This window comes from Bradyrhizobium sp. USDA 4354 (genome assembly GCF_054060315.1).
Map to the genome: position 1 here is coordinate 7,561,194 of NZ_JBSSDC010000001.1, position 16,054 is coordinate 7,577,247.

Here is a 16,054-nt window from a genome sequence, read left to right on the forward strand (position 1 = left end):
GGCAGCGAAGCAATCCAGGGGGCTGGGCAGGTTCTGGATCGCTTCGCCGCTTCAGCCTTTGCTTAGGGACAAGGGCCGAAACTCACCTCACACGACGTAACTCACTTTCTTCGTCATTCCGGGGCGACCGCAGGGCGAACCCGGAATCTCGAGATTCCCCGGTGCGCAATTGCGCACCTGTGGTCTGGTCCTTCGGACCATCCCGGAATGACAGGAACTAGAAACTCAGCGACGACACGATCCGCACCCGCTGGCCCGGATCGAGCTTCTGCACGCCGAGGGCCACGATCTTGGCGCCCTCTTCCACGCCGCCCGTGATGATGACGTCGTTGCTCTCGTAGGACTTCACCGTCACCGGCTTCAGTGTGACGGAGCCGTTGTCGTCGACGACGTAGAACGAGGGCTTGCCGCCTTCGTTGAACAATGCCGACAGCGGCAGCCGCGCAACGCGCTCGGTGGCGGCGTCCGACAGCGTCAGCGTCGCGGTCATGCCAAGCGCGACCTTGTCGTCGGCCTCGGGCAGCGAGAACTTTGCCAGATAAGTGCGCGTGGCCGGATCGGCGGCCGGCGCGATCTCGCGCAGCTTCGCTGCGTACTTCTTGTCCGGCTCCGACCAAAGAGTGACGCTGGCGGCGCCCGACTTGGCGCGTCCGACCAGCGTCTCAGGGATCGCGACGACCGCTTCCTTCTCGGCAAAGCGGGCGACACGGATCGAAGCCTGGCCCGCGGCGACCACCTGGCCGGGCTCGATCAGCGTTGCGGTGACAACGCCACGGGCGTCGGCAACAAGCGTCGCGTAGGAAAGGGAATTCTTGCTCAATTCGAGCGCGCGCTCGGCGCGGTTCAGGCGGGCGCGGGCTTCGTCCGCGGCGGCGCGGCTCGAGTCCATCTGCGCGTCGGTGGTCCAGCCCTTAGCCTTCAGATCCTTGGCGCGCTGCTCGGCAGCGGCTGCCTGGGCCAGCACGCCGGTCGCGGCGGTCTGTTCAGCCAGGGCCTGCTCGGCCTGGAGCTTCAGATCGACCTCGTCGAGGGTGGCGAGCGGCTGGCCGACCTCGACGGTCTGGCCGACTTCGACGAGGCGCTTGGCGACCTTGCCAGCGACGCGGAAGCCGAGATCGCTCTCAATGCGGGGCCTGATGGTGCCGACAAAGCTGCGTTCCGGCGTCTCTGCATCATAATGCGTGGTCGCGACCAGAACCGGCCGCGGCGGCTCGGCCTTTTCAGCAACTGTATCATTGCACCCGGCCAGCGCAGCGGCCATCAGGGCCAGCGACACACCCCGCCAAAAGCTTGGAATAGCTGGACAAAACGGACCGGACGAACATCGGCGGACACTCCTGCGGCTGCAATGAGAGGAATGTCGACTAATCACTGATAAAAGTCAATAATCGTCAGTCATCAGGAAAGCGTGATCGTTAAAGGGTGGTACGGATTGGGCGGAAGCCCACAGGGCGAAGGCGGAAGCGTGCCCACCGCGTCCGTCGCTACCGGGAAAGATGGTGGGCACGGCGTCCAAAGGGGGCGCCTTTGCTCACCCTACGAGGCTAATGCCCTCACCGCCCCTGTTCGGCGAACTCGTGCTTGCTGTCGTGGCCGCCCACAAACACCAGGATGCCAGCGATCAGCGGCAGCACGGCGAGCACGAGCAGGCCGGTCGAGGTCTGGCCGGTGGCTTCCTTGACCCAGCCGATCAGATAGGGGCCGCCGAAGCCGGCGAGGTTGCCGATCGAGTTGATCAGGGCGATGGCGCCGGCCGCCGCTGTACCGGACAGCCAGGCAGTCGGCAGCGTCCAGAACACGCCGAAGCAGCAGAACACGCCGATCGCGGCGACCGTCAGCACCACCATCGTCATGGTGGGATCAGTGAGGTAGCTGGAGACGCCGAGCGCAACCGCGGTGAGGAGCAGCGGCGCGCCGACATGCATGACGCGCTCGCGGCTCGCATCCGAATGCCGCGCCCACAGGATCATGGCGATGGTGCCGAACAGATACGGGATCGCGGTGACGAAGCCGGTCTGCGCGTTGGTGAGGCCGAACGCCTTGACGATCTGCGGCAGCCAGAACTGCATGCCATAGAGCGCACCGACGAAGCCGAAATAAATCAGGCTGAGCGCGATCACTTTCGGTGAAGACAGTGCCTCGCCGAGCGAGAAATGCTTCACCGCCTGCTTGGCCGCGATCTCGGAATCAAGCTTCGCCTTCAGCCACGCCTTCTGCTCGGCCGAGAGCCAGTCCGCCTTCTCCGGCTTGTCGGTGAGATAGAACCAGGTGACGATGCCGAGCAGCACCGAGGGGATGCCCTCGATGATGAACAGCCACTGCCAGCCTTTCAGCCCCATCATGCCGTCGAGCCCGAGCAGCAGGCCCGAGATCGGCGCGCCGATCACGGTCGAGACCGGCACCGCAATAGCGAAGGCCGCGAGGAAGCGGGCGCGATATTCGGCCGGATACCAATAGGTGAGATAGAGGATGATGCCCGGGAAGAAGCCGGCCTCGGCGACGCCGAGCAGGAAGCGCAGGACGTAGAAGCTCGTGACGCCGCTGACCATCGCCATCAGCGCCGAGATGATGCCCCAGGTCACCATGATGCGGGCGATCCAGCGGCTCGCGCCGAATTTTTCCAGCGCGAGGTTGCTCGGCACTTCGAAGATGAAGTAGCCGATGAAGAAGATGCCGGCGCCCCAGGAGAAGATCAGCGGCGTGAACTTCAGCTCCGCGTTCATGGTCAGTGCGGCGAAGCCGAGATTGACGCGGTCGAGATAGGAGAAGAAGTAGGCCAGCACCAGGAACGGAATCAGGCGCCAGGAGATGGCGCGAATGGTCGAGGTTTCGATGTCGCTCTTGCTAGCGCTCTTGGCACCGCCGGCGGAACCGGCATAGGTGGTCTGGCTCATGGCTTCCCCCCGGGTTGTTGCTTTTGTGGGCTGAGTGGCGGTTTTGAGCATCGCGGGCAAAGAGTCAATGGAGCGAGCAATGCACGGAGCGCAGCCGGATAAACCTGTTGCGCCGACGCGGAAGGCGTCTCACTCCGCCAATTGAAACCGCTCGAAGCGATCGAGCTCGTCCTCGATCCTCCGCTTGAGCTCCTTTCGTCCCGCCGTCTTCCTGCCCTGCCCGACCCAGGTCCATTTCTGCATCAACAGCTTCTTCGCCTGCCGATCGGTCTTGAGATCGAGCGCGGCGACGATCTCGTCGCCGACCAGCACGGGCAGCGCGAAGTAGCCGAACTTGCGCTTGGCCTTCGGCACATAGGCTTCGAACAGGTGGTTGTAGCCGAAGATCAGATTGGTGCGCTTGCGCTGGATGATCAGGGGATCGAACGGCGATAGGATGTGGACGAGATCAGGCGACACCTCATGCAGCTCCAGCGCTGCGGGCGAGGCCCAATGCTCCTGCTTGCCGGCGCCCTCGATCGTAACAGGCACCAGCTCGCCGCGGCGGACGCGCGAGGCGATCAGGCGCGCGACCGGCTTCTTGCGCGGCGCGTCGAGGTGGCAGATCGAATCGAGGCTGACCACGCCCTGCGAGCGCAGCGCGCGGTCGAGCAGATAGGCTGTGATCTCCTTGCTTGAAGCCGGCTTCGGCAGCTTGTCCCAGCCGAAATGGCGCGTCATCAGCTCATAGGTTTTGAGCATGCCCTGGCGCTCGCTGATGGTCACGGCGCCGGTGTAGAAGGCGAGCTGCAATGCCCGCTTCGACGGCTTGCGGCTCTGCCACAGATGCTCCTTCTCGACGAGCACGTCGTCGTCGATGTCGCGGATCGTCAGCGGACCGACGCGCAGCAGCCGCATCACCTTGCGCGTGTCGGCCGACTTCACCGAAGCGAACCATTTGTGCCCCTCGCGCCGGTGCTCGCGCATCGCCGGCAGGAAGAAGCGGAAGTCGTTCGCCGGCACGTAGGAGAGCGCGTGCGTCCAATACTCGAACACGCTCTTGTCGGTGCTCTGGGCATGACGCAGATCGGCGCGACGGTAGGACGGGATGCGGCTGAACAAGATGTGGTGGTGACAGCGCTCGATCACGTTGATGGTGTCGATCTGCACATAGCCGAGATGAGCGATCGCGTCCGCCACCGCCTGCGCCCCCTCGCCGAACGGGGTGCGCTCGTCCAGCCGCTGGGCATGCAGCCAGATCTGCCGGGCCTGTGTCGTGCTGAGTGGAAGCGGTTTGGGCGTGCGGGACATTGCAGGAGGCAATGTAGCGGGATTCGCACTGTTGCAAACAAGGGAGGCAAAGAAAACCGCGCTGCCATCTGCTGACAGCGCGGTCGGTCAACGTACGGCTCGAACTATTTCGCGCTCATCTTCTGCGCCTTCATGTAATGCTTGCAGGCGCCGCGCATATTGCCTTTGCTCATCTCGGTGTTGGCTGCAGCCATTTCCTTGGCCATTGCCTGCTTGCCCGGCGAATCCACGGTTCCCATCGCGGTCATCGACTTGCCGATTGCCTCGCCCGTACAGGGCTGCATCTTTGCCGCAGAAGCCGGCGCGGCCGCGAGCGCGGTGAGCAGAACGGCCGAAAGCAACATCTTCATCGAATGTCTCCTCCATAGAACAAAACCGGCGCCATGCCGGCCAACACAGGAGCCATTCTTCAGCGCCAAGTTTTCAGGGAGAAGACATTTTCGTTGCTGCGCCGCAGCGCCAGCCCCTTATTGGTGTGCGGCTTTTGGGCGCTCCCCGACGCTCCCCGTGGCGACGTCCGGCTCGCACGACGCCTTGCCGCGCCCCTCCGACTGGCAGCGATAGACGTCGCCCGTGAGACGATCGACCAGCCACATGTTCTCCTCGGTCGGCCCTTCGAGCCCGACATAGCGGGAGGTCAGCCCCGTGATCAGCGTCGACAGCAGGATCGCCACCGCGATCATCGCGGCGCCGATATAGATGGGCATTGAGCTCAGGGACACTGTCCGATCCGGCGGGCCGCTGCGATAAAATTGGTAGTCACGCTGGTAGTCACTAGGCCTTGGCACTGGATGGAACTCGGCTCCCGTCGCGGTCGGATTCTTGACTGCTAGGCGGGCATCTGGACGAATTCTTGTTTGCACGCGGGCTTCGACGCGACGCCTTCGCGACGATCGGGACCCGCGGGTTCCCGGGAACCAAGCCCCCGTTCGGCAAAGCGATCAGGCGCCAGACCAGAGTGACCCTCGGCTCGCAGTTTCGAATGTGACCAAGATCACATCAGTGCTGTTGAACCTGCCCTAGGCTCGCAGCATCAAATCGCCATCAGGCGTAACAGCGAGGATACGATTATGACCCGTTTTGATAAGTTCTTTGGACTGAAGGCGATAACTCTCTCCGCGGCCCTGTCGATGACGGCTGGCCTGGCTCTGGCCGGCGACAACAACGTTTCCACCGACAAGATCCTGGATGCGCTGAAGCCGAAGCCGGCGACCCGCGGCCTATCCGTTGGGCCGCAGGTTGACACGACCGCGCAGGCCAAGGAAGCGAGCTTCCTGAACACCGTGCGCAACCGCTCGACCCGGTCGCTCTCGACAGGCGAGCGCGAGCAGATCGCCGAGCTCGCCGCGACCAAGCCGAAGATCGATCTGGAGATCCAGTTCGACTACAACTCGGCCGACATCGCCAAGACATCGGTGGCATCGGTGCAGGCGCTCGGCAAGGCGCTGTCCGATCCGGCGCTGAAGGGCTCGACTTTCGTGGTCGCCGGCCACACCGACGCGATCGGCGGCGAAGAATACAATCAAGGGCTCTCGGAACGACGGGCCGACACCATCAAGAAGTACCTGATGCAGAACTATGGCCTGAACGGCACCGATCTCGTCACCGTCGGTTACGGCGAGACCAAGCTGAAGGATGCCGCCAACGGCGCCGACCCGATCAACCGCCGCGTCCAGGTCGTGAACATGGACACCAAGACCGCGGCAAAATAAGTCCAAGCACTTTGTCGCAAGCAGCACGCCGCCTGCCCTCCCCGGCAGGCGGCGCTGTCATATCCAACCTTGGAACAGCATCAGCCGGTTGAAGGTCCTCATTGAGGTGCCGACGAAGGCTGCGGAAATCGGCAGCATGACCGCAAAGCCCGTCGCGGCGACGCCAACATAGGCCCACAACAGCCAGCGCGGCAGCCCCTCCCGGCGCAGCACATAGACCAGCGCGAGCGACGCCGCGGTCGCGGCCGGCAGGTAGTAGTAGATGAAACCCAGGGTGCGCGGCAGCAACGCCCAGGCGAGCCAGGGACCGAAATAGAATGCCGCGATCAGGAACGCATCCCAGCGCCGCGCGACGATGAAATCGCGCAGCACCACGATTAGCGCGAGCAGAGCCGGCCACAGCACGAGCGGATTGCCGAGGAAGACGATCGCGGCGACGTGGTCCTCCGCCGTCTTGTCGAACAGGAACCAGACCGGGCGCGCGAGCAACGGCCAGGATGGCCATGCGCTCATATAGGTGTGGCCGGCGATGGCCGTCGTGGTGTTGTCAGCAAAGATCCGCCGCTGCGCCTCGATCAATTCCGACAGCGACAATCCATAGAGCGGGACGAAGGCGGCAAGATAGGCCACCATCGGCAAGACGGCGAAGCAGAGCGCGACATCATGCAGCTTCAGGCCGGGCCAAAGCTCCGGCCGATACCAGTCGTCCGGCTTCGCGTCGGCGAACAGCGTACGCCAGCCCTGCATCAGGCGGACCACAGCAACGATGACGATGCAGACGCCAAGTGGAAACAGGCCGCTCCATTTGCATGCCGCAGCACAGCCGAACAGGCTGCCCGCGAGCGCAAACATCGCCTGCGGCCGCTCTCTGCGAAAACCATGCATGAAGGCGGCGGTCGCGACCAGGCCGAAGCCGAGCGCAAAGATGTCGAGCATGGCGATGCGCGCCTGCACGTACAGCATCTGGTTGAGGCCAGCGATCAGCGCCGCTGCGATAGCGGGCCCTTGCGCGGAGAACAGCGCGAGGCCGCACAGATAGATCGCGACGATCGCGAGCGCGCCGAACAATGTCGCGGGATAGCGCCAGCCAAGCGCGTTGTCGCCGAAGGTTGCGATCGATGCCGCAATCAGCTCCTTGGCCAGCGGCGGATGCATCGGATTGAGCATCGGCTGCGACATCGCGGGCGCCAGCATCTGCCGCGCCGCCGGCACGTAATGGACCTCGTCGAAGACGAATTTTTCCGGCGCAGTGAGGCCGATCAGCAGCGCCAGATGCGCGATCAGGAAGATCGCGACAGCAATCACTGCGCTCCGCGACATCCTCGGAACCGCAGGTGATTCAAGCGTCTTTTGTAGGGCTGTCTTGCGTGGCAAATCGGCTTCACCGCGGAGAAAAATATACTGGTTCTCGTCATTGAACGCATTCTGCCGCAACTGTCACTAAGCATGACGCACGTCCCGCGCCGCTTGTGATAATTCCGCCACATCAGAAGCGTGCGCGATCCGGTACGATCAGGGACACATCGATCGGTTTCGAAATGAATTTGCGTTTTTGGCTTTTCCCCACACTGCTCACGGCCGCAATCTGCGCGGCGTCCGGCGCCAAGGCGCAGACGCGTGTCGGCGAGGCCGTCGTGATCCAGAACGAAGTGGTGCGCGTCGCCGCGACCACGACGCCGATCAATGTCGGCGACAGCATGCTGCGCGACGAGACCGTGCGGACTGGCACCGACAGCGCGGCGCGTTTCGTGATGGCCGACAGCACCAATCTGTCGCTCGGCCCGAGCGCCACGCTGAAGCTCGACCGCACCGTCTTCAACGACGAGCACAGCTATCGCGACGTCGCGATCCGCATGACCACCGGCGCGTTCCGCTTCGTCACCGGCAACTCCGACAAGGCCGCCTACAAGATCACGACGCCGCTCGCGACCATCGGCGTGCGCGGCACCACGCTCGACATTCTCTCGCAGCGCGGACGCTCCGTGGTCGTGCTTCAGGACGGCGCGGCCAGCGTCTGCACGAGGAGCGGCCAATGCGTGCAGCTCACCCAGCCCGGTGACACCGCCATCATCACCTCGACCGGCGGCAAGGTGAGCATCACCAAGAGCAACACGCCGCCCTGGACGTTCGCCGCCAACTGCGCCGCGAGCGCCGGGCTTTGCGCGGTCAACCAGTACGCCGGCGCTTCGCCGACCATCACGCCCGCCGTCCAGGACGACGGCATCCTGTGCGGGCGCTGACGATGGCGAAATTCAACGTCCAGCGCCTCATCCTTGCGGCTGCGCTGACCGCAACTGCGGCGTTTGCGCTTGTCACGTTCAATGCCCGCCCGGCGGCTGCGCAGGCGTCGGAGTGCGGGTCCGAGTGCGGTGAGCCAAATCCCAGTCCCTCCCCGACCTATTCCCCGTCGCCGTCTCCGTCACCCACGCCGACTCCCTCCCCGTCGCCGAGCCCCTATCCGTCGCCTTCACCGAGCCCGTATCCTCCGCCCTCGGGACCGACCGGCGCGGATTCCAGCGGCAATTCGATCGGCGGCCTCGCCAATCAGCGCTTCAACCAGATGATCACCAACCGGGTGCTCGGCACGGTGCTGCTCGGCGTCAACGAGCAGATCAATTGCGGCGACTGCATCAGCGCATTCGGCTCGGCCGGCTCGTTCTCGGCCGGCATCCACGGCCGCAAGGCGCTGACCAACAATCTGTCGCTGCTGGCCGGCATCGCCTACACGCACTACAACGAGGGCGGTTACAAGATCACGAGCGCACCGATCGGCGCCTTCGCGCTGCGCTACGACTTCACCGACTGGGGCTCGTCGCGCCCGTTCTTCGACGTCGGCACCATCCTGACGCCATGGGAGAAGGCGCGCTACACGCGCAGCTACGACACCAGTCTCGGCCCGGTGAGCGTGACGAGCTCGACCAACGCTTCGAACTACGCCGTCTACGGCCGCGCCGGCTGGATCAGCCGCCTCTCGCCGCGCGACGAGGTCGCGGCCTCGATCGAGGTCTGGCAGCTCTGGCAACGCGTGTCGGGCTATAGCGACAGCGCCGTAGCTTTCAATCCATTCGACGCCACGATTGCGACCGGCACCGATCGCACCAGCCTCGTCAAGATCGGCGGCCAGTGGACGCATCTATTCGGCAGCAACATCGAGACCAACATCAACGGCGGCTGGGTGCAGTCCTTCGCCAGCCACAGCGGCATCGTCGCCACCGTGACCGGCCAGGGCATGGTGGTGCCGACCATGGGCAACCAGGGCTGGTTCGAATATGGCGGCCGCCTCGGCTTCCGCGTGCAGAAGGGCTGGATCGTGGACCTCTTCGCCAACGGCACGCTCGGCCCGCAGCCGGTCGGCAACACGATCCACGGCGGCGTGGGATTGCGGATTAACTATTAAGAGACTCGGCATAGTCTCGTAGGGTGGGCAAAGCGTAGCGTGCCCACCGCTTCTCTCTCAACAAGAGACAATGGTGGGCACGGCGCAAGCGCGCCTTTGCCCACCCTACGGCACCTGTGCTGGCCTCACGCCGCGGACTTGCCCTCGAACGCGCGGCGCAACACCTCGACGTCCAGCTTCACCATCTTCATCATGGCCTGCATCGCGCGCGCGGCCGCGGCCTTGTCCGGGCTCGACAGGAACTCGAACATCACCTTCGGCACCACCTGCCAGGCCACGCCCCAGCGATCCCTCAGCCAGCCGCACCGCTCCTCCTTGCCGCCATGGGCGAGGAAGGCGTTCCAGACGCTGTCGACCTGGGCCTGATCGTCGCAATGGATCATCAGCGAGATCGCGTGGGTGTATTCCATCTTCATGCCGCCATTGAGCGCGACCAGCGGCTGTCCGGCCACGGTGAACTCGACGACGAGCACCGAGCCTTCCTTGCCGGAGGGGCCGTCCGAAACGTTGCGCTGGACGTGCGTGATCTCTGAATTCGGGACCAGCGAGACGTAGAATTTTGCAGCGTCCTCGGCATCGCCGTTGAACCACATGCAGGGCACGAGCTTGGACATCGTGAATGTTCCTCTTCTATGCCTGGATCAGGCGTTCGCCATATCGGGCTGCAGAGGTGCGGCCGCGAGGTCCATCCAGTTCACACCCCACATATGCCCATCGGGATCCTCGAAGCTGCGGCCGTACATGAAGCTGTATTCGTCCTTCGGGCTGGGATCGGCCACCCCGCCCGCAGCCTCGGCCTTGGCGACGATATCGTCGACATCGCTGCGGCTGTCCGCGGACAGACAGAACAGCACCTGGTTCGAGGTCCTGGCATCCGCGATCGGCTTTGGCGTGAACTGACGGAATTTGTCGTGGGTCAGCAACATGGCGAAAATGGTCTCGGAAAAGACCATGCAGCTCGCCGTCTCGTCGCTGAATTGCGGGTTCTTGACCGCGCCGACGGCCTCATAAAAGGCGGTCGCGCGCTTGAGGTCGGTCACCGGCAGGTTGACGAAGATCATCTTGGGCATCGGAAGCTCCTTGGGCGGGGTTCTGCCCAAGGACGGACGGCCAGGTCGCCATCCGACACCGCTTCCGACAAATATTTGGACCCTGATCTCGCGGGGATTCTGTCGCACCGCCCCCGCGCCCCTGAAGAGTCCTACTTCTTCTCGTTGGGATCGCGGTGCACCGGGTCGATCCACAGCACGGTCTCGGGCTTCTCGACCGGCTCGATGTCGAGGTTGATCGCCACCGCCTCGCCGTCGCTGCGCACCAGCACGCATTCCAGCACCTCGTCCGGGCTGGCGTTGATCTCCTGGTGCGGCACGTAAGGCGGGACAAAGATGAAATCGCCGGGACCGGCCTCCGCGGTGAATTGCAGGCTTTCACCCCAGCGCATGCGCGCCTTGCCCTTCACCACATAGATGACGCTTTCGAGATGGCCGTGATGATGCGCGCCGGTCTTGGCATCCGGCTTGATGCTGACCGTGCCCGCCCACAATTTCTGCGCGCCGACGCGTGCAAAATTGATCGCGGCCGCGCGGTCCATGCCTGCTGTCGACGGGACGTTGGTATCGAGCTGGTTGCCCGGAATGACGCGCACGCCATCATGCTTCCAGCGATCATGATCATGGTCATGGTGGGAATGCGAGTGGTCATGGCCGGTCATGGGACTTGCTTTCTGTTGGTTCTCTGCACGGCAAAACTAACCTAAAGGCACAGCTGCAAGCCATACCAAAATCGGAACGCTGATAGCTGCCGGACGTTGCCTCACCGAGCAAAATGGAAGGAGCGTTTCATGGGTAGCACGACCGACAAGATCAAGGGCAACGCCAACGAGGCGATCGGCAAGGCCAAGCAGGGCATCGGCGAAGCCGCCGGATCCGATCGCATGGAGGGCGAAGGCGCGGTGCAGGAGGTGAAGGGCAAAGGCCAGCAGGCCATGGGCGATGCCAAGGACGCCGCGAAGGATGCGATGGATCGCGCCGCGGCGGCGGCACGCCGCGCGGCGGAGTGACGCGCGTAAGATTGAAAATGAAAAGACCGGCCACAAGGCCGGTCTTTTTGTTGTGCCGTCATTCCGGGATGGTCCGAAGGACCAGACCTCAGGTGCGCAATTGCGCACGGGGAATCTCGAGATTCTCAGGTGCGCAATTGCGCACCATAGTTCGATGCTATCGCATCGCCCCGGAATGACGGTGTGAATTATTTCACAGCCAGCAATTCCACGTCGAACATCAGCGTCGCGTTCGGCGGGATCACGCCGCCGGCGCCGCGGGCGCCGTAGCCGAGCTGCGGTGGGATGATCAGCGTGCGCTTGCCGCCGACCTTCATCGAGGCAACGCCCTCGTCCCAGCCGGCGATGACGCGGCCCTTGCCAATCGGGAATTCGAACGGCTCCTTGCGATCGACGGAGGAGTCGAATTTCTTGCCCTTCTGGCCGTTTTCATAGAGCCAGCCGGTATAGTGCATCACGCAGATCTGACCGGGTTGCGGCGAGGCACCGGTGCCGACGGTGGAGTCGATGATCTGCAAGCCTGAAGCTGTGGTCATGGTCTTTCCTGCGGTCTGGGCCAAGGCCGTGGTGGAAACGAAATCGGACACGCCACCAATCACGGTGATCGCGAGTGCCGACATGATAGCGAGGAGCAGGCGCTGGAAACGCTGCATGAGACACCTTCCATTTGAGGCGGGAGGTGTCTAACCCAACGCCGCCGCCGTTTCCACCCCTTTAGACCTCGATATTTTCCAGCCGCACCGGCAGCTTGCGGATGCGCTGGCCGGTGGCGTGATAGATCGCGTTGCAGATCGCGGCATTGGTGCCGACATTGGCAAGCTCGCCGAGGCCCTTTGCGCCCACCGGGTTGATGTGATCGTCCTGCTCGGAGAGCATGATGACCTCGACGCCGGGCACATCGGCATTCACGGGCACGAGGTAGTCGGCAAGATTGTCGTTGACGTAGCGCGCATTGCGCTCGTCGATCTCGGTGGCTTCCAGCAGCGCCGAGGACATGCCCCATATCAGGCCGCCCATGAGCTGGCTGCGCGCGGTGCGCGGATTCATGATCCTCCCCGCCGCGAACGCGCCGACCAGGCGGGGGCAGCGGATTTCATGCGTGAAGCGGTTGACGCGGACCTCGACGAACTCGGCGCCGAAGGCGTAGGCGATCTGGTCCTTCATGGCATGACCACCGATGAGCCGTACCTGCCCATTGTGCATGGCGCGGAAGGAATCCAGCGGCGCGCCCTCCGGCTTCCACTCGCTATATTCCTCGATGACGCCGACGCCGAGCGCATCGAAGGCCTTCTCGATATCGAGGGAGCGATCGCCTTTGGCCGCCTGGGTCGACGGTGCCGGGCTGATGCCGACGGTCTCCTTGGCCTTGTCGGCGAGGCTGTCGCTCGGCATCACCGCCTTGAACAGGCGCTGTCGGATCTGATCGCATACCATCATCACGGCCGAGCAGGTGCTGGCGGTCGAGTTGGAGCCGCCGGCAACCGGCGCGGGCGGCAGGTCGCTGTCGCCCATGAAGACCGCGACCTTCTCGAGCGGCACCCCGAGCCGCTCGGCCGCAGTCTGGGCGATGACGGTATAAGCACCGGTGCCGATCTCGTGGCCGGCGATCTCGACGCGGGTACGGCCGTCGCGCTGCAGGCGCACGCGCGCCGCGGACGGCGCCATCTGCGTCGGATAGCAGGTGGCGGCGCAGCCGTAGCCGATCAACCAGTCGCCGTCCGACATCGATTTCGGCTCCGGCGAGCGCTGCGACCAGCCGAACGCCTTGGCGGCCTCGTCGAAGCACGCCATTAGCGAGCGCGATGTATAGGGCTTGCCGCCGATCGGCTCCGTGGTGGTGTCATTGGTGCGGCGAAGCTCGACCGGATCCAGGTTCAGCTTCACCGCCAGCTCGTCGAGCGCGCTCTCCAGCGCAAACAGATACGGCACCTCCGGGGGCGAGCGCATGAAGCCGGGCGTGTTGCGATCGGCGCGCACGATCGAGACCAGGCTGTCCACGTTCGGGCAGGCATAGAGCCGCGTCGTCGTCTTGGTGCCGCCGACGCAATAGGCGTCGGGGCGCGAGGAGACTTCGGCGCCCTCATGCCTCAAAGCGACCAGCTTGCCGTCTCGGCTCGCACCGAGCTTGATCTCATGCCGCGTCTCGGCGCGGTAGGTCGTGATGGTAAAGCCCTGGTCGCGGGTCGGGACCAGCTTGATCGGGCGGTTCAGGCGCTTGGCAATCCCGGCGATGATGGCGGTCCGCGGCGTCATCGAGCCCCGCGAACCGAACCCGCCGCCGACATAGGGATTGACCACGCGCACCTTGTCGGCGTCGATGCCGAGCTGCTCGGCCACGCCGTTCTTCAGGCCATGGACATACTGGCTGCCCTCGTAGATGACGAGATTGTCGCCCATCCAGGCGCAGCTGGTCGTGAACAGCTCCATCGGATTGTGGTGCTGCGTCGGCGTGTCGTAGGAAGCGGTGAGCTTGACCTCAGCCGCATCGAACGCCTTGGCGAAGTCGCCGACCGCAGGGTCTTCCTTGAACTGCGCGTTCTGTCCCTTGGCTGCTGCCATGGTCGTTCCCGGCGAGTCGAAGCTCGCGCTCGGCGCCGCCGCGGTGTAGCTGACCTTGACGCGATTGGCGGCCTCGCGCGCCGCCTCATAGCTCTCCGCGATGATCACGGCGATGATCTGACCGTCATGCGCGATCTCGGCCGATTTCAGCGGCTGGATCGTGGTGCCGGCATAGCCGCCGTTGCTGAAGAGTTTCGATTCCTTCAGCTTCGGGGCGTTCTCGTGCGTGACGATATCGATCACGCCGCGGACGCGCCCGGCATCGTCGAGATCGAAGCGGTCGATGCGGCCCTTGGCGATGGCGCTCGTGACCAGGAATGCGTAGGCCGGATTATCCAGCGGCATGTCGGAGGCATAGGTCGCGCGCCCCGTGACCTTTGCGGCCGCATCATAGCGCGGCACGGATTGTCCCATATTCGCCTTGGGCCCGGGAGCTGCAGCGGTCATGGTCAGATCTCCATCGTTACGGCCTGCTGGAGCGCGCGTGCCACCACACGCTTGCCGAGCGCGATCTTGAAGCTATTGTGCCGGCGGCCGCGGGCATCCGCAAAGGCGGCCTCGGCGACGCGCTGCGCCAGCGCTTCGTCGAACTTCTGTCCCTTCAACAGCGCCTCCGCCTCGCGCGCCCGCCACGGCACGGTGGCGACACCGCCGAGCGCGACGCGCGCGTCCCTGATCGTGCCGTCCTGCACGTCGAGCGCGACCGCAGCCGATGACAGTGCGAATTCATAGGATTGCCGGTCGCGCGCCTTGAGATACACCGAGCGCGGCCAGCGTCCGGAAATGGAAAACGCCGAGATCAGCTCGCCCGGCTGAAGCGCGGTCTCGATGTCAGGCGTGCTGCCCGGAGCTTTGTGAAGCTGCGCGAACGGCATGCTGCGCGTACCGGCCTTGCCCGTGATCTCGATCGTTGCATCCAGCGCGATCAGCGCCTGGGCGAAATCACCAGGATAGGTCGCGATGCACTGATCGGAGATACCGAGCACCGCATGCATGCGGTTGACCCCGTCCATTGCGGCACAGCCGGACCCGGGATTGCGCTTGTTGCAATTGTCGTAGGAGACGTCGCGGAAGTAGTTGCAACGCGTCCGCTGCATCACGTTGCCGCCGAGCGTCGCCATGTTGCGCAGCTGGGCGCTGGCGGCGAGCTTCAGCGAATCCGCGATCACCGGATAGCTGCGCTCGATCTCGGCGTGCGCGGCCACGTCGGACATCTTTGCCAGCGCGCCGAGCCGCAAGGCATCGCCGCCTGGCTCAATCGCCGACCAGGCGTGCGCCAGCGGATTGATATCGACGATCGTGGTGGGGCGCATCACGTCGAGCTTCATCAAATCGATCAGCGTAGTGCCGCCGGCAAGCGGCTGCGCCGTCGCTTTCGTCAACGGATTGTTGGCGGCCGCTGCGGCGCCGAGCGCCTGCACGGCCATGTTCGGGTCTGATGCTCTCTGATACGAAAATGGTCGCATGCGCCTAGCCTTTCATGATCTCGGGCGCGGCCTGCTTCACGGCGGCGACGATGTTGGGATAGGCGGCGCAGCGGCAGATGTTGCCGCTCATATATTCGCGGATGTCGGCCTCGTTTCCCGCATGTCCCTCCTTCACGCAGGCCACGGCAGACATGATCTGGCCGGGCGTGCAGTAGCCGCACTGGAACGCGTCATTGTCGACAAAGGCCTGCTGCATCGGATGCAGGCGGTCGTCAGTGGCGAGACCCTCGATCGTCGTGATCTCCTGCCCTTCGGCCGCGAGCGCCAGCGTCAGGCACGATACCACGCGGCGATCATCGATCAGCACCGTGCAGGCACCACACTGGCCGTGGTCGCAGCCCTTCTTGCTGCCAGTGAGCTTGAGATGTTCACGCAGCGCGTCGAGCACCGTGGTGCGCGCGTCGAGGCGCAGGTGCTTGTCCTTGCCGTTCACCCGAAGCGTGACCTCAACGGGAAGCGACGGATCCTGCGCGACAGGCGCATTCGCATCTTGCGCGGCCGCGCGCGCCGTCATCGGAACCAGCACACTTCCGGCGGCACCGGCCATGAAGGCGCGCCGATCGAATCCAGATGTTCGGGAACTTGATTTGTGGGACATGGGCCGGCCTCCGCCGCTATCTGCAAAGCAGCGCACGCCTGCACCGCTCATCGCCCCA

General features: G+C 64.3%; 16 protein-coding genes and 1 pseudogene. 4 read left to right on the forward strand and 13 right to left on the reverse strand.

The features are described from left to right. Nucleotides 1-217 precede the first annotated feature (217 nt). From ACVIIV_RS35170 to ACVIIV_RS35190, 5 genes and pseudogenes are all read right to left on the reverse strand, one after another. A pseudogene (locus ACVIIV_RS35170) lies at nt 218-1,325 on the reverse strand (efflux RND transporter periplasmic adaptor subunit). 228 nt (nt 1,326-1,553) lie between these two features. Beyond that, nucleotides 1,554-2,894, reverse strand: a complete 1,341-nt coding sequence (locus tag ACVIIV_RS35175; RefSeq protein WP_456748283.1) for an MFS transporter — start codon at nt 2,892-2,894, stop codon at nt 1,554-1,556. Between the two features lie 129 nt (nt 2,895-3,023). Beyond that, entirely contained in the window at nt 3,024-4,184 is a 1,161-nt protein-coding gene (locus ACVIIV_RS35180; RefSeq protein WP_456748284.1) for a winged helix-turn-helix domain-containing protein, read from the reverse strand. A 104-nt stretch (nt 4,185-4,288) separates the two neighbouring features. Next, on the reverse strand, nt 4,289-4,534 hold the full coding sequence (locus ACVIIV_RS35185; RefSeq protein ID WP_456748285.1) for a hypothetical protein: 246 nt from the start codon (nt 4,532-4,534) through the stop codon (nt 4,289-4,291). Nucleotides 4,535-4,651: 117 nt separating this feature from the next. Next, nucleotides 4,652-4,891, reverse strand: a complete 240-nt coding sequence (locus ACVIIV_RS35190) for a hypothetical protein (protein ID WP_456748286.1) — start codon at nt 4,889-4,891, stop codon at nt 4,652-4,654. Nucleotides 4,892-5,254: 363 nt separating this feature from the next. On the opposite strand from ACVIIV_RS35190, the gene ACVIIV_RS35195 reads away from it, so the two are divergent. Further along, entirely contained in the window at nt 5,255-5,896 is a 642-nt protein-coding gene (locus ACVIIV_RS35195; RefSeq protein ID WP_456748287.1) for an OmpA family protein, read from the forward strand. A 57-nt stretch (nt 5,897-5,953) separates the two neighbouring features. Here the strand turns inward: ACVIIV_RS35195 and ACVIIV_RS35200 are convergent, their stop codons facing one another. Continuing rightward, the gene (locus tag ACVIIV_RS35200) at nt 5,954-7,216 is read right to left on the reverse strand and encodes a phospholipid carrier-dependent glycosyltransferase (protein WP_456748288.1); all 1,263 of its coding nucleotides are present in this window, start codon (nt 7,214-7,216) and stop codon (nt 5,954-5,956) included. Between the two features lie 218 nt (nt 7,217-7,434). Between ACVIIV_RS35200 and ACVIIV_RS35205 the strand changes: the two genes are divergently transcribed. Together ACVIIV_RS35205 and ACVIIV_RS35210 are read left to right on the forward strand one after the other, a co-directional pair. Then, complete coding sequence (locus tag ACVIIV_RS35205; RefSeq protein ID WP_456748289.1) at nt 7,435-8,136, forward strand: FecR family protein; 702 nt, start codon at nt 7,435-7,437, stop codon at nt 8,134-8,136. A 2-nt stretch (nt 8,137-8,138) separates the two neighbouring features. Further along, nucleotides 8,139-9,293: a hypothetical protein gene (locus ACVIIV_RS35210; protein ID WP_456748290.1), complete on the forward strand. Its 1,155-nt coding sequence runs from the start codon at nt 8,139-8,141 to the stop codon at nt 9,291-9,293. A gap of 125 nt (nt 9,294-9,418) precedes the next feature. On the opposite strand, the gene ACVIIV_RS35215 is transcribed toward ACVIIV_RS35210, so the two are convergent. The 3 genes from ACVIIV_RS35215 to ACVIIV_RS35225 form a co-directional block, all read right to left on the reverse strand. Beyond that, nucleotides 9,419-9,907, reverse strand: a complete 489-nt coding sequence (locus tag ACVIIV_RS35215; protein WP_456748291.1) for a VOC family protein — start codon at nt 9,905-9,907, stop codon at nt 9,419-9,421. A 27-nt stretch (nt 9,908-9,934) separates the two neighbouring features. Continuing rightward, a complete protein-coding gene (locus ACVIIV_RS35220) occupies nt 9,935-10,363 on the reverse strand; it encodes a VOC family protein (protein ID WP_456748292.1) in 429 nt (142 codons plus the stop codon). 131 nt (nt 10,364-10,494) lie between these two features. Next, complete coding sequence (locus ACVIIV_RS35225) at nt 10,495-11,004, reverse strand: cupin domain-containing protein (RefSeq protein ID WP_024341406.1); 510 nt, start codon at nt 11,002-11,004, stop codon at nt 10,495-10,497. Nucleotides 11,005-11,133: 129 nt separating this feature from the next. Here ACVIIV_RS35225 and ACVIIV_RS35230 point away from each other — a divergent pair, with 129 nt between their 5' ends. Further along, complete coding sequence (locus ACVIIV_RS35230) at nt 11,134-11,352, forward strand: CsbD family protein (protein WP_456748293.1); 219 nt, start codon at nt 11,134-11,136, stop codon at nt 11,350-11,352. Between the two features lie 188 nt (nt 11,353-11,540). Here ACVIIV_RS35230 and ACVIIV_RS35235 read toward each other — a convergent pair whose 3' ends face one another. The 4 genes from ACVIIV_RS35235 to ACVIIV_RS35250 all read right to left on the reverse strand — a co-directional run bounded on the left by ACVIIV_RS35235 (nt 11,541) and on the right by ACVIIV_RS35250 (nt 15,996). Continuing rightward, the gene (locus tag ACVIIV_RS35235) at nt 11,541-12,005 is read right to left on the reverse strand and encodes an FKBP-type peptidyl-prolyl cis-trans isomerase (RefSeq protein ID WP_456748294.1); all 465 of its coding nucleotides are present in this window, start codon (nt 12,003-12,005) and stop codon (nt 11,541-11,543) included. A 61-nt stretch (nt 12,006-12,066) separates the two neighbouring features. Further along, nucleotides 12,067-14,358 (reverse strand): xanthine dehydrogenase family protein molybdopterin-binding subunit, encoded by a 2,292-nt coding sequence (locus ACVIIV_RS35240; protein WP_456748295.1) that lies wholly within the window; start codon nt 14,356-14,358, stop codon nt 12,067-12,069. 2 nt (nt 14,359-14,360) lie between these two features. Further along, complete coding sequence (locus ACVIIV_RS35245; RefSeq protein WP_456748296.1) at nt 14,361-15,377, reverse strand: FAD binding domain-containing protein; 1,017 nt, start codon at nt 15,375-15,377, stop codon at nt 14,361-14,363. A 4-nt stretch (nt 15,378-15,381) separates the two neighbouring features. Beyond that, entirely contained in the window at nt 15,382-15,996 is a 615-nt protein-coding gene (locus tag ACVIIV_RS35250) for a (2Fe-2S)-binding protein (protein ID WP_456748297.1), read from the reverse strand. Nucleotides 15,997-16,054: the final 58 nt, after the last annotated feature.